The 13,746-nt window shown below is 62.3% G+C and carries 12 protein-coding genes; 5 read left to right on the top strand and 7 right to left on the bottom strand.

All coding sequences use genetic code 11. The annotated features are described in order from the left end of the window. Nucleotides 1–138: 138 nt before the first annotated feature. Nucleotides 139–837, bottom strand: a complete 699-nt coding sequence (locus tag EN885_RS07390) for a HisA/HisF-related TIM barrel protein (protein WP_245330080.1) — start codon at nucleotides 835–837, stop codon at nucleotides 139–141. Nucleotides 838–895: 58 nt separating this feature from the next. Here EN885_RS07390 and EN885_RS07385 point away from each other — a divergent pair, with 58 nt between their 5' ends. Further along, a complete protein-coding gene (locus EN885_RS07385) occupies nucleotides 896–1,930 on the top strand; it encodes a hydantoinase/oxoprolinase family protein (RefSeq protein WP_128241387.1) in 1,035 nt (344 codons plus the stop codon). Between the two features lie 188 nt (nucleotides 1,931–2,118). Here the strand turns inward: EN885_RS07385 and EN885_RS07380 are convergent, their stop codons facing one another. The 6 genes from EN885_RS07380 to EN885_RS34115 form a co-directional block, all read right to left on the bottom strand. Then, the gene (locus EN885_RS07380; RefSeq protein WP_095489031.1) at nucleotides 2,119–2,745 is read right to left on the bottom strand and encodes a class I SAM-dependent methyltransferase; all 627 of its coding nucleotides are present in this window, start codon (nucleotides 2,743–2,745) and stop codon (nucleotides 2,119–2,121) included. 330 nt (nucleotides 2,746–3,075) lie between these two features. Next, entirely contained in the window at nucleotides 3,076–5,148 is a 2,073-nt protein-coding gene (locus EN885_RS07375) for an ATP-binding protein (protein ID WP_128241388.1), read from the bottom strand. 317 nt (nucleotides 5,149–5,465) lie between these two features. Beyond that, the gene (locus EN885_RS07370; RefSeq protein ID WP_128241389.1) at nucleotides 5,466–6,056 is read right to left on the bottom strand and encodes a DUF447 domain-containing protein; all 591 of its coding nucleotides are present in this window, start codon (nucleotides 6,054–6,056) and stop codon (nucleotides 5,466–5,468) included. 3 nt (nucleotides 6,057–6,059) lie between these two features. Next, nucleotides 6,060–7,454, bottom strand: coding sequence for a DUF6513 domain-containing protein (locus tag EN885_RS07365; RefSeq protein ID WP_128241390.1), 1,395 nt, complete (start codon nucleotides 7,452–7,454; stop codon nucleotides 6,060–6,062). Beyond that, entirely contained in the window at nucleotides 7,447–7,998 is a 552-nt protein-coding gene (locus tag EN885_RS07360) for a flavoprotein (RefSeq protein WP_128241391.1), read from the bottom strand. The genes EN885_RS07365 and EN885_RS07360 overlap by 8 nt, the downstream gene beginning before the upstream one ends. A gap of 3 nt (nucleotides 7,999–8,001) precedes the next feature. Continuing rightward, nucleotides 8,002–9,828 carry a (5-formylfuran-3-yl)methyl phosphate synthase gene (locus tag EN885_RS34115; protein WP_128241392.1) on the bottom strand — a complete coding sequence of 609 codons (1,827 nt, stop codon included), beginning with the start codon at nucleotides 9,826–9,828 and terminating at the stop codon, nucleotides 8,002–8,004. Between the two features lie 222 nt (nucleotides 9,829–10,050). Between EN885_RS34115 and EN885_RS07350 the strand changes: the two genes are divergently transcribed. The 4 genes from EN885_RS07350 (at nucleotide 10,051) to EN885_RS07335 (ending at nucleotide 13,744) form a co-directional block, all read left to right on the top strand. Further along, entirely contained in the window at nucleotides 10,051–11,301 is a 1,251-nt protein-coding gene (locus EN885_RS07350) for an ABC transporter substrate-binding protein (protein ID WP_128241393.1), read from the top strand. 67 nt (nucleotides 11,302–11,368) lie between these two features. Beyond that, complete coding sequence (locus EN885_RS07345; protein WP_245493026.1) at nucleotides 11,369–12,295, top strand: YVTN family beta-propeller repeat protein; 927 nt, start codon at nucleotides 11,369–11,371, stop codon at nucleotides 12,293–12,295. 54 nt (nucleotides 12,296–12,349) lie between these two features. Beyond that, nucleotides 12,350–12,853, top strand: coding sequence for a hypothetical protein (locus EN885_RS07340; protein WP_095489023.1), 504 nt, complete (start codon nucleotides 12,350–12,352; stop codon nucleotides 12,851–12,853). Nucleotides 12,854–12,955: 102 nt separating this feature from the next. Beyond that, complete coding sequence (locus EN885_RS07335) at nucleotides 12,956–13,744, top strand: ATP-binding cassette domain-containing protein (protein WP_128241395.1); 789 nt, start codon at nucleotides 12,956–12,958, stop codon at nucleotides 13,742–13,744. Nucleotides 13,745–13,746 lie beyond the last annotated feature (2 nt).

The following is a 13,746-nucleotide window of genomic DNA, read 5'->3' as shown; positions in this document are numbered from 1 at the left end:
CTGACCCGAGGGGGGACCAGTTTTTGGGAAATCCGATGCTCCAGCAAAGAGATAGAGCGGCGACACGATCGACTTGAGAGTTCGCCGCTCTTAATCTGAGGCACAGTTTCCGAGGCCGAGTTCGAGGTTACGCGAATGTCAGGTGCCAAGCGTTGCGAGGTGGCCCGGCGTGAGCGTGCCGTCGTGCAGCGAGGTCGCGACCAGCGCAGCAGTGATACCGAGTGACGAAAGGGCGCGAATGTCAGCCTCATTGCGCACCCCGCCGGCCGCGATCACGGAGCGGCTTCCAGCCTTTGCCTTGATCGCCTCGAGCCGCGTGAAATCGGGACCGGAGGCGGAGCCGACCTTGGCCAATGTCATGACGATCACCTTTCGCGGCCAAAGCTCGGGCTCATCGAGAAATGATGCCGGACCGCGAAACCCGTCGTCGAAGAAATCCAGCGACAGGATAAGGTCGGGATGATCGCGAAAACGCCGGAACAGCGCCTCGTCTTGCTGCGATTCGGAACCCAGGACCGGATAAAGCCAGGGCTCGGCAAGAGCTGCCGCAAGGGTTTTCTCGTCGGCGATGCCGGCATCGACCCAAAGCTCCGGTGGCTCCGCCATCGCCTTCAGCCGGGCAAGCGCGCCATTGTTTGGCGTTCCGCCTTCGATGGCATCCAGATCGGCGATATAGAAGGTCGGAAAAGGGTAAAGCCCGCGCAAGCCTTCGGCGACCGCGACGACATCGGCACTTTGGCTGAGCGGCGTAACGATCGGCCTGTAGCGATCGCGTTTTCCTTGTTGGGCGCGGACCACTTCGCCGCCTTTCAGGTCGAGAACCGGAATGATACGCAACGCTTTTCTCGCTGACCAACTGCCCTGTCCAACTGTCCCTGTGATGAAAGCTTGAAGTGTGGAAAAAAGAAAGAGCATCGTTGCCGGCTTCGATATTGGCGGCGCGCATCTGAAGGTGACGCGCGCGCAAGACGGCCGCATCGTCGAGGCCGTAACGATCGCCACGCCGCTTTGGCTAGGGCTCGACAATCTGACCTTGGCATTCGAGGAAACGGCTCCGATTTATGCGGGCGCCGATCTCAACGCATTCACAATGACCGGCGAACTGGCGGACATCTTTCCGTCCCGCGATGCCGGCGTCGCGGCTCTGCTGGATGAAATTTCAAGCCGGTTCCCAGGCGAAAAACTGATCTATGCCGGGCCGTTTGGCTTTGTCGGGGTCGAGCAGGCAGCGCGGCTGAGCCCCGATGTGGCCTCCGCCAACTGGCACGCGACAGCGTCGTTGGTGGCGAAACTCGCTGGCGATGCCCTGTTCGTCGATATGGGCTCCACCACCACCGACATTATCGCCATCAAGAAAGGCGCCATCGCCAATGACGGCTACACCGATGCCGGACGGCTGCTGACCGGCGAACTGGTTTATACCGGCTTCACCAGGACGTTCCTGTTCGGTGTGGCTTCGTCGGCCCCCGTCCGTGGCAGGCTGACACCACTGATGAACGAGTATTTCGCCTCGATCGCCGACGCGCACCGGATCCTGGAAGTGCTCGACGAGAAGGACGACAGGCACTCTACCGCTGACGGCAAGGAAAAGACGATCGACGGTTCGATCGCGCGGCTGGCGCGCATGATCGGTCGCGACGCCGCCGACCTGACACCGCCGGAATGGCGTGAAGTCGCGCGCTGGTTCAGCGAGCAGCAGTTGCGCAAGATCCACGATGCGGCATCCCTGGTTGCTGGGCCGCTTGCCCCGGATGTGCCGATCGTCGGCGCCGGAACCGGCCGCTGGCAGATCAGGCGGCTGGCCGAACGCATGGAACGCCGCTTCGTCGATTTTGCCGAGATCATCCCCGCAGATGACGCCGTTCGCGGCGAAGCGAGCAGCGTGGCGCCCGCGTCAGCGGTGGCGCTGTTGGCGGGATCTCAACTGTAGGTGCTGTGGCCATCCGATCGATCGGGGGATACTGCCCCGGCTTGAAAGATCTCAACCCGTACCAGTGCATCCAAAATCGGACCGCGCAGGGTCGCAACAGGGTGGAAACCCGACGTTCGGCACCCGCTCGGCGCATGTCCGGTTCATGGTCGCGCCACAACCGGCCATTCCCGCAAGCTCTGTGTGCGTCACGCTCGGCTGGCTCGGACGCTCAGCCATCGATCATTGGGCTTTCCGATGCACCGACGTACCTCGCTGACGATCCAGCCGGCGTCTGTGAGTGCGGACCGCAGGGTGGACTCGCGCCAGTACGTCTCGACGTAGCGCCGAGGCGCTGCAGTGCCGCCGTGTGTGGACACCTCCTCGCCATCGCCCTCTCTAACCGAGGCGTGCAGTCGGCCACCGGTACGGGTCGCCTCGGCAAGCCGTCCAAGTACCGTGCCGAAATCCTCGCGCGCGACGTGAATCAGGCAGGCACAGGCCCAGATCCCGTCGTACGGCGTGCCGGGACGCTGCGGGTCGGCCAAGTCTTCTGTCAGCGGGTCCAACAGGTCGGCCTCGAAGCCACTCTCGCGAAGCAGTTCGACGAAACCCTTCGAAATGTCGGTGCGCCGGACGCTAATCCCCCGCTTCTCAAGCTCAAGTGCATCTCGCCCGCCACCGCTTCCGATCTCCAGCACCCGGCCCGAGCCACCCAGTTCGGTCGCGAACGCATCGATCTCTGTCGCGACCCATTCGGGCATCGCCGCAGCCTCGGCAGCGTACTCCGCCGCGACCATATCATAGGACCGCACTGTATCCCGGTCGGTGTTCATCCTAGCGCTCCTCCTTCAAGACAAGAGGCCCGATGAGCGAGAGGCCCATCAGCCCGTTGCGCTCTTACACTTCGGCAGTTAGTGACGTCGCGGGCGATATGCTTCCAGATTTAGCAGAAATGCGATCAGAGATACTCCCGAACGATTGCCCGTGCTGCCGGGCAGCAATGCGCCCCATTCCCGCCATTTGCCCATTTGTGGCGGCTTCCTGAAAGCGGATGTTCAAACTAGTTCACGGCTACGTCTAAATCCCTCCGTCCTCGCGGCAGAACGCGACAGTTGGGGACACGGCGCATGTCGATCCCCTACACGACCCTTTTCGGTCGAATTCTAGGGGAGCTGCGCGTCCATGAGGTTCAGGCGGTCGAAGAAGACGCGGTTGCGACGCTTGGCATCGGCAAGAAGCCGGCCGTAGTCGATGACCTCGAAATAGATCCCGAAGGTCCGGTGATATCCGTAATAGGAGCGCTGGTCCGGCGTAGGCATCGCGTCCGACATCTTCAGCTCGGCGTGCATGCTCGGCGTGATGTCGCAGACGACGTAAGCGAAAGCTGGTATCTTGTCCCCCGCAACCGACAACGGCCGGCCGTTGTCATCCTTGAACTGGCCACCGCGAATGAGCTGTATCTGTTCGAACACTTGTCTGAGCGGATTGTCGTCGCCGGTGTAGTCGTCCCGCTGCGGTCGTTTGAACTCGATGACGGTGATGCTATTGAGAGGCATCCCGTCGTCGGGCTTTTCGGAGAATGCAATCTTCCGGTCGAAGATGAAAAGGTCCGGCCGCTTCCGTGATTCCGAAGTGAAATCGGTGTGGGAGTTGAGGGGCCGGTCGGAAGCGATGAACGAATGGAAGTTGAGGCGTTCGTCGATGATCCAAAGGTTCTGTTGCGAATAGAGGATATCCTGGTCCGTGGCCCTCATCGGGAACAGGATATTGTGGACCGCCTCCTCGAGCGGATACTTGGCCGTCCGCTTGTCGTTGGAGAGCGCCTTCTCCAACAGGTCGATGATGATCTTGCGGTGGGATACGTACTGGGCGAGGGCCGAGACGCCGAGTTCGTTCGAACGCTCCATGAATTCCGACAGGCGCTGACGGTACCCTTCGTAGTCCTCCTGCCTGGCTGCCTCGGTCAGTATGCGGGATCCTTCCCTTTTTAGGCTGACCTCGCGTTGATGGAGTTCCCGGTGGAGCGCTAACTCCATGTCCATTTTGGAGGCGTTCGGCGAGATTGAGCCGATGAACTGATCCAGGTAGCGAAGAAGGGGTTTGTACTGTGGAGCTTCCGTTCGGACGTAATCCCGGACCCGCTTGGCTTTTGCGGTGTTAAGGCTGTCGATCAGCTCGGCGAGGTCTCGTTGCACAAACGCAAGGCATTCCGTCCGGATGTCGGACCGTCGCAGGTCTTCTACTTGAAGCAGATCGTCTTGTCCGTCCTCCAGTTCCTCGCGCATGTCGAAGTCGGTGCGGAAATTGTTGACCCTATCGTTGAGGTAGTCCCCTTGGACCACCGCGAGGTAGACGAAACTGCCACCCTTCTCGTCTTGCAGCCGCCCAATGAAGTTGGGGATGAACTGGTCGAGCCTTTCGGTGATCACCGCGCGCGAGTTTGCCGCGTAGATCAGGCGATGTTTCGATGCGCGGGGCGAGTGGAGGCGAAACCCGTCGATGCGGAAACTTCGCCCGGCTAACTCGAAGTTCCCGCTGTGCCCGCCGCGCTGGAAGTTCTCGTCGAACACTTTGTTGAGGGACAGCTTGATGCCGCCGTCATGGATCTCGACCTCGGGGCATTCCGGTTGCATCAGGACGAGGATGAAATGCTCGGCCAGTCGCTGCGCCAGTATCTCAATGTCGGCCGGGCATTCCTCGCAATAGGGCGAAAGGAAGCCCGCGAGTCTGACCGTGGTTCCTGACGCACCGCTATCGATCTGCGCCGCGCTGGCCGCATCGGGGTCGTAGTCAAAGCCGAACTCGAAATCCCGCAGCCAGTGACTTGGCTCGTCATCGCCGTCCTGGGCTTGGAAAGTCGTTCTCACATGGACCGTCTCGAAGGCCTTGAGCCACATGAACCGGCCGAGGCCTTTCCCGCCGCGCTCGTACTTATGTTCCGAATACGCAGTGTTGAACGAGTCGAAGTTCTCGTCGGTGAAGCCGATGCCGGTATCGCGGATCTCGAAGCCGACGATAGGGGCGTTGTCCTCGCCGAGCAGATTTTCGGCGCGCTCCACGACGATCGTGACACGATGCCGCCTGTCGGACTTCGCGTCCTGAATTGCTTGCAAAGAGTTCATCACCGCCTCGAACAGCGGAAGTAGCGCCTTCCATTTCGGAAGCTGTGTCTGCCGGATCTGCCCCCTGAGGTTGGTTCGAAGCATTCCTGGCTGCAGGGCGATAATCTGGTTCATTGGGTCCGACCTATCTGCAACTTGATCCGCTACCGCTCCGCCTCCTGCTCGTAAGGCGCAACGCAATGCTATCATCACCTCAAAACAGTTCTAGTTAGGAAGACGTTGTCTTTGGGCAGAAAACGCGGATTTGCACGTTTGCGTTGGTATATTAGCAAATAGAAGCCGTCAGTCCGCTACCGGCTCCACTCCGGTCATCGTGCATACCGGGCTCAATGCCCGCAAAAGGTCGAACACCGCCGTTTGAGATCAGCGCCACCGTGTAGCATGCTAAAACGCGTCAGCCCGGACGCTTACCCTGGTTCAGCATATCCGGCTCAGCCCCGCGCATCCTCGCCGCTGGCATCCTCGCCCGACAGGTGATCGCCGACACGCTGCATCAGCCAGTCCCAGGCTTCCTTTTCGCCCTCGCCCGCGGTCTTTTCGATGGCGATCGAAAGATAGGCTATCTCCGCCTCGATCTTGTCGCGCGGCAGCATGCCGAGCCGGCTGACCAGGATGGCCAGTTCCAGCACCGCCGCCTTGGCGCGGTTGAGGCCGGTGAACGGCGCATGCGTTTCCTCCTGCACCACGCGGCAGAAATGGCGAGGTCGCATGCCATCGTCATCGACACTCTCGACTTCGAGGACAGAATGCGCGAGCGCCGCCTTGAGCCGCGGCACCGGAAACCCGTCGACCGCAACGGTTGGCCAATGCTTGCGGCCGGTCAGGCAGCCGGCAAAGATGCGCACGTCGTCGGTGTAATTGGCGATGGCGAACGGCACTTCGGCGAGATTGTCGAGCGTCACCGACGGCCGGAACGGCGCGATGACCCAGCCGTCCTTCTCGGCGATGATGCCGATCGGCGCGATGTGGACGTCGCCGGCCTTGTTGACGGTGGTGATGATCGATTCACTGATGTAGGGCATGGGTTAGCGCTCTTTCTTCGCGCGAAGCGTGTGGCCCGCTTCCGCAAGACGGGTGCGGTCGGTTTCGGGAGCCGGCGCGGCAACGCCCCATGCGAGCGGCTCGTCCTGCACATAGCGCTTGCCGAGGCGCCACGCGATCTCGGCCTTCATCAGTTCCGCGCCAAGATAGAACGCGTGCGCGCCATCCGCCTCAACGCCAAGCCCGGCAAAGAGTTCGAACGCATCCGTGGCAACCGCGTGCCCCCTGCCGTTGAAGACATGAATGCCGTCCTCGGCGGTCATGATGCGGAAATTGGCGTCGCGCACCTCGGCCGCCAATGCATCGATATCCCCGGTCGAGGCCGTGAACGGCTTGCGGTCATGGACCTGCAGGAGCCCCGGATGGTAACTGCGCGGCAGCGCACCGTCGTTCTTCGCGGCAAACAGGACGCGGCGGGCAATATCGTGCTCCTCGATCGTTCGCAGCGTGTGCGGGCTGACATGCACGGCAAGCACGTTTCGGATCTGAAGTTCCGAGCAGAGCCCGGCCAGAACGGCGGTAACGCCGGAACTGTCGGCGTCGGTCAATTCGGTGAGATTGCCGGTGCCCATCAGCAGCTCGACCTCGGGCCAGCGGCGGCGCGCCTCGATGAAGCGCGCAAGTGAGGCGGCAAAGCCGAAATGGATCGGGTCGAGCACGGGATCGGCGATGAAGGCGACACCGGCCTTTTGCGCCGCGTCGATGGCCCGTCCGAGCGAATCCAGGTCGCCGGGCGTGGACGGGATCAACACTGGCACGGCCTTGTGGTCGAAGGCCAACGGCAGCGTGTTTTCGTCGAGGCTGAGAAGATAGTCCGCGCCGGCGCGTGCGCCGATCGAAAGCTCGTCCGTGCTGGCCGAATCGACACTGACCAGAAATCCCTGTGCCTTCAGCTCGAGCACGGCCGCTTCCAACAGTGGAAACCGTGTTTCCGGCAGGCAGCCGAGATCGATCACGTCGGCGCCTGCCGCAGCCAGCATCCGTGCCCTCGCCACCAGCGCCTCGACCGACAGCATCGGCGCATCGACGATTTCAGCGAAGATGCGCATGTCGTGACGCGAAAGGTCGGGCGGGACGCCCGCCCGGCCGAGAAATGCCGGCAGATCGGCGATCTCGTCGGGGCCGCGTACAAAGGGAACGCCGAAATGGCTCGACAGATGCTCGATGTCCCCGCGATAGCGGCCGGGCAGGATGACGCGGTCGGTGCCGCCTGTCAGGCTGAGCCGCCGCTTGATGATGTCTTCGCTCATCAGCGCCGCGACCTTGACGCCGATGTCGATGATCTCCCACGCAAATTCTGTTTCGCCCAGTCCGGCCAGCAGCCTTTCCAGCCGGACCTTGGCCAAATGGCCGGTAAGAAAGGCCAGCCGCTCAGCCATGGCTTGCGAGTTCGGCGTGGCGCCGTCTGACCGAGGCTTCGAGTTCGGCGAGCGACTCGACCACCTCGGTTCGCTCGAAGCTCTTCAGCTGGTTGGTATTCTCCAGGTCGATGCTGCGCGGATAGACCTTGACCAGCCCATGCGGCGCCATGGTTTCGAGTTCCGGCGCGGTGTCGCAGGCAAAGACGATGGCTGGCACCCGGCATTTTCCGGCCTGGGCAAAGACGTTGGTGGCGAGCGTGTCGGAAATGCCGTGCACGCATTTGGCGACCGTGTTGGAACTGGCCGGCGCCACCACGACCGTATGATAGACACCGTGATAGAATTCGCCGACCGGGATCGCGCTCGCTGTCTTGTCGTGCAGCACGCGCGTCGTCTCCGGGAAATCGAGCTTGAGCTTGTACATGCGCAGCACTTCGTTGGCGGCTTTCGACACGAAGACATCACAATGCTCGAGTTGGTGAATGAGTGCGAAGCTCTCCGTAAAAAAATGACCGGAACCGGTCAGAACCCATGCCCAGCGCGGCGTATGCAACTTCACCATCGCCTACCCTGCTTTTCTTGCCGGCCGGATCGGAGCCGCGATCGCGATGCCGGGCAGATCGCCCGACGCGAGCAGCGCCCCGGCCGCGGCGGCATCTTTCGGGCCGGCAAGATGGAAATCGACACCGTCGGGCAGCATGGCGGCGAAGCCGGCGTCGACGATGCCTCTGGCCGTCAGGCCGTCGATAGTGTCGCTGCCGAAGAAAGCGCCGGTTTGCTTGATCAGGAGCAACGCCTTCGCGCCGAGCTTGCCGGCAAGCCAGGCGGCAAGGGAATCGGAAGTCATGTCCCAAGAAGCCGGAATGTCCGGCGCCGGCAGAGCCAATGACGACGGTAGCCACACCGGGACTTTCCCCTCATCCAACGCTCGCACCATTTCGTCCAGCGACCGTGCCGGCACCAGCCTTTCATGCCGGTCGAGGATGACCTGGCCGAACTGCTCCATGGCGAGGATCGCCATGGCGTGGGCAGCGGCGTCGGAAAAATCCATGTAAATCTGGCTCTCTCGCACCTGGTCGGCAAACTGCCCGCCGCCGGGCACGATCACGATGGGCAGCTTGGAGCCTGCCAGCGCCGCGATCCAGTTCTCCATTTCCGCCGCACGGGCCGTGCTGCCGCCGAGCTTGACAATGGTTGGCCTGATGACCTCAGGCCTTTGCTGTCGCGGCTGGGAAACAGCGCTTTGGTCTTTTCGGCCGGTAGGGCCGGAGGCAACGCCGCGGCCTGCCGCTTGGCGCTTGCGCTCGATCTCGACGCCGACGCCGCCTGGGCCGAGTTCGAGTTTTTCCACCCTTACCGTGACGCGCACCACACGCGGGTTCTCCAGAATATACGTCGCCACCTGCTCGGCCAGCGCCTCGCTAAGCTGGATATGGCCTCGCGCGACGATGGTGCGAATGCCGTCCATGATGATGTCGTAGGAGAATACATGGCGCATGTCTTCGGGATGATCGGTGACCTGCAGCACGTCGGCGGTCACGTCGAAACGCACCTTTTGTGTATGGCCGTGCTCGAAGCTGTAGGCGCCGATCTGGACCGGCAGGACAAAGTCCCGCACGAAGATCTTGTCCGTGCCCAGTGTCGGGTCGGTGCCGGGCGAATAGCCCCTCGCCGCCAGCAGGCGGTAGTCGACGCTCGACGGGCCGCCGGCCCGGGATTCTTGCGGGACCAATTCGCGAATCTGCGAAACCGCCTCGGCGCTGATCGAACCCGCGCGGCCGGCGTCGCCGCACAGCGCCCCGCGAAAACCGAGAAAATCGGGCGCGAAGGGCAACAGGCGCGGAATGTCGGGGGCTTCCAGCGATCCGCTCAGTCCAACCATCAGACCAAGCGATTTCGCTCGATCGACGAACCCCGGGATACGCTCGGGCGGCAGATGATCGAGCAGCCGGCCGTTTGCCTTGTTCGCAGTGTCGACCATGGCGCCATGGAAGCGATGTTTGGCAAGCATCGGCAAAAGCTCGAAATCCGGCGCCAGATCGGCGAACAGCACGGCGATCAGCTTCGTTCGCGCGGCGAGCGGCGCGAGCGCCTCTGCACAAGCGACGGCATTTGCCGACGGAAAGAAGCCTATCTTGACGTAATCGACGCCGGTCGCAGCGATCTCTTCGGCCTTGGCGCGGATCGTTTCGGGTTCCATCGGCAGATCGCCGCAGACCGCGCTGACCGGCGCCCGGCCGGCGATGAACGAGGCGGCCTGGCCAATGATTTCGGTGGCTACCGCCCCAAGGGCCCCGGCTTTCGGATCCTTCAGGTCTATGATGTCGACGCCGACCGAAAGCGCGGTTTTCGCCTCGTCGACGCCGGTGACGCTGGCCAGCATTCTGGTCATTGGACTTTCTCCGGCATGAGGGACAGGACACTCTCGGGCCCGAATACCGAAATCCGCCCAGTTGCCGTTCCGGCGACAAGGCATGACACTAAAGCAGACGCGATAAGTCCACTTTCGGGGTTTGATAAATTTTGCCGGTCAGCTAAGCTCATCATGGGCACCTTGACTTCGCGCTGGTCCGACAACAATCGGACTTTAGCGCAAGAACGGGTAATTTTATCGATGACGAGCGCGGTGCCGGGCACTCTCGCGGCCTTTTTGTGCTTTTTTTCCCTGAGCGTCAACGTTCCGGGCGCGCTAGCCCAGGAAGCGACGGGCGAGCAACCGACCGCAACGGCCAAGCCGGAAAAAAAGCTAACCGAAATCAAGATAGGCTATTTGCGCGCTTACGCGCCGCAGCTGGCCTTGTCGGTGCTCGACGTCCCGCCGCGCGATGAAGGTGTTGCCGGCGGCAATGTTGCGATTGCCGACAACAACACGACCGGCAGCTTCCTCGGCCAGAAATTCAGCCTCGACGTGACCGAGGTAAAGCCGGATGCGGACGTCGTTTCGGCCTTTCAGGACATGATCGCCAAAGGCGACCGCTATGTGGTTGCAGATATCTCGGCCAGGCAATTGCTGTCGATCGCCGATCTTGCCCGCGACAACGGCGTGTTGATCTTCAATGCCGGCGCAACCGACGACAGTCTCCGCGAGGAGGAATGCCGCGCCAACATCTTCCACACCATCCCGACGCGCAGCATGCTGGCCGACGGGCTGGCGCAATATCTCATCTGGAAGCAATGGCGGCGCTGGGTGCTGATCTATGGCTCGCATGAGCGCGACCGGCTTTTTGCCGAGGCATTGCGCCGGGCGGCGACGCGCTTCGGCGGCGAGATGGTCGGCGAAAAGGAATTCAAGGACACCGGCACGGCACGGCGGACCGATTCCGGCGTCGTCCAGATCCAGCGGCAGATGCCTGTCTTCACCCAGGACCTGCCGGAGCACGATGTGTTGCTGGTCGCCGACGAAAGCGAGGTGTTCGGCACCTACGTGCCGTTCCGCACCTGGATTCCGCGGCCGGTCGCCGGCACCGCCGGCCTCACCCCGTCGGCCTGGCATCCGGCCAGCGAGCAATGGGGCGGCACCCAGATCCAGAACCGCTTCGCCAAGGCAAACGGCCGCCGCATGGTGTCGAAGGATATGGCGGCATGGACCGCGGTGCGCATCCTCGGCGAGGCGGCGACCCGCACCCAGGGCGCCGACCCGCGGAAGATGGCTGACTTCATCCGCTCCGACGATTTTTCGATCGCCGCCTTCAAAGGCCAGAAACTGACCTTCCGCAAGTGGAACCAGCAGTTGCGGCAGCCGATCTTCCTCGGCGACGGCCGATCGGTCGTCTCGACATCGCCGCAGGAAGGTTTTTTGCACCAAGTATCCGAGCTCGATACGCTCGGGGTCGATGAGCCGGAAACAAAATGCGTGCTTAAGTAGAACCGATTGGGAGGGAATTTCAGTGCACAGAGGAGCTTACGCGCTCGCCATTCTGGCCACCGGCTTCATGGCCAGTCCGGCGTCGGCCTACATGGCCTATATCTCCAACGAGAAAGACAACACGATGAGCGTCGTCGACACCGCGACGATGCAGGTGGTGAAGACCGTCAATGTCGGGCAGCGTCCGCGCGGCATCACCATCTCGCATGACGGCAAGCACGTCTATCTCTGCGCCAGCGACGATGATTCCATCGAGGTGATCGACACGGCAACCCTGGAGATCGTCGATACCTTGCCTTCCGGGCCTGACCCGGAGCTCTTCGTGCTCTCGCCTGACGGCAAGACGCTCTATGTCGCCAATGAGGACGACAATCTCGTCACCGTCATCGACATAGAGGGCAAGAAGGTGCTGGCCGAAATCCCGGTCGGCGTTGAGCCGGAAGGCATGGGCGTCAGCCCGGACGGAAAGACCATGATCAACACGTCGGAAACGACGAACATGGCGCATTTCATCGATACGTCGACCCACGAGATCACCGACAACGTGCTGGTGGATGCGCGCCCGCGCTTCGTCGAGTTCACGCCCGACGGCAAGCAGGCCTGGGTGAGTGCCGAAATCGGTGGCACGGTTTCGGTGATCGACAATCAAACGCGCGAAGTTGTCCAGAAGATCACCTTCGAAATTGCCGGCCTGAGGGCCGAATCCATCCAGCCGGTAGGTGTGCGCATCACCGCCGACGGCAAGAAAGCCTATGTGGCGCTCGGACCGGCCAACCGCGTCGCGGTGGTCAATACCGAGACATACGAGGTCGAGAAATACGTGCTGGTCGGCCAACGCGTCTGGCAGCTCGCCTTCACCCCGGACCAGAAGACCATCATCTCGACCAACGGTGTGTCGAACGACATCACCTTCATCGACGTGGCGACCGACGAGCCGGTTCAGTCGGTGACCGTCGGCGCGCTGCCGTGGGGCGTCGTCGTCTCGCCCAATTGAATCAACCCCCAATTTGAATCAACAGACAGAAAAACAGCAGAAGGGCAGGAAATCATGCGGAAATTTCGGGTAGTCGCTTTCGCGGCGCTGGTGGGCATGGCACTCACGCAGGGCCAGGCCTGGGCGCAGGACAACGACGGCGATGACGATGACGCGGCCGCCAGTGCGGCCACCAAGACGGATGCCAGTCCCGAAGCCGAGAAGGCAACCCGGGCCAGCAAGGACGTGCCGGAACTTATCCTCGGCACCAAGGAAGATCAGTTCACCGCCAACCAGAAGGACTTCCAGCTGATCGCCGGCCAGGGCTATCGCTGGAAGATCACCGCAGCGGGCGGGCTGGAATACAAATTCCATACCGACCTGTTCCGCAATGTGTGGAACAACCAGATCGTCATCAACGACCTCGAGGTGCACATGAACGGCGCACCCGCATGGCTCGAATTCGACGCTGACGGCACCATCCAGGTCCAGTTTACCACCGTGCGGCCCGGCATCTACACATGGTCGGTGCCCGACCTTGCCGACAGGGGCATGAAAGGCACGATCACGATCAAGTAGGGTCACCGGAAAGCAGGACTGCGCGGGTCCGGCGCGCCAGACTGTCGGTGTGCCAGACTCCCGGTGTGCTAGACTATTGTCGACGACAGGGAGCGAGCCGGCGTGCAGCATGTGAGGACAAGCGGACCAGGAGATGAGGCGGCGGCGCTCGATGTCGCCGGCGTCAGCCATTCCTATGGCCCGAAGCGGGCGCTCAACGACGTCTCATTCTCGATCGCGCCGGCGACTTTCACCGTTCTTCTCGGCCTCAACGGCGCCGGCAAGACAACGCTGTTCTCGCTGATCAGCCATCTTTACGACACGCGCCGCGGATCGATCCGCATCTTCGGCCACGACGTCAGCCGTGCTTCGGGCGAAGCGCTCCGGCGTGTCGGCATCGTGTTCCAGGCCCGCACGCTCGACCTCGATCTCAGCGTGCACCAGAACCTCTCCTACCACGCCGCGCTGCATGGCATCGGAGGACGCGAGGCCCGGCAGCGCATTGCCGCGCTGCTCGATATTGTCGACATGCCAGGCCGTCAGCATGACAAGGCACGCAGCCTTTCCGGAGGCCAGATGCGGCGCATAGAGATCGCCAGGGCGCTGCTCCACCGCCCTGCCCTGCTGCTGCTCGACGAGGCGACCGTCGGTCTCGACATCCAGTCGCGCGCCGGCATTCTCGCCACCATTCGCAAGCTCGTCGAAACCGAAGGTATTGGCGTGCTGTGGGCGACGCACCTGATCGACGAGGTTGAAGACGGCGACCATGTCGTCGTCTTGCGGCAGGGCGACCTGGTCGCCAAGGGCAAGGTGGCCGATGTCGTCAGGACGAGCGGCGCCACGTCGATCCGCGACGCCTTTTCGAGGCTCAGCCGCATCGAGGCAGCCGGCACCGCGGAGATATCGCCATGAGC

The organism is Mesorhizobium sp. M6A.T.Cr.TU.014.01.1.1, from assembly GCF_004022765.1.
Taxonomy (GTDB): domain Bacteria; phylum Pseudomonadota; class Alphaproteobacteria; order Rhizobiales; family Rhizobiaceae; genus Mesorhizobium; species Mesorhizobium mediterraneum.
The sequence above is the reverse complement of the archived record's forward strand: the minus strand, read 5'-3'. Positions and strand labels throughout refer to the sequence as shown.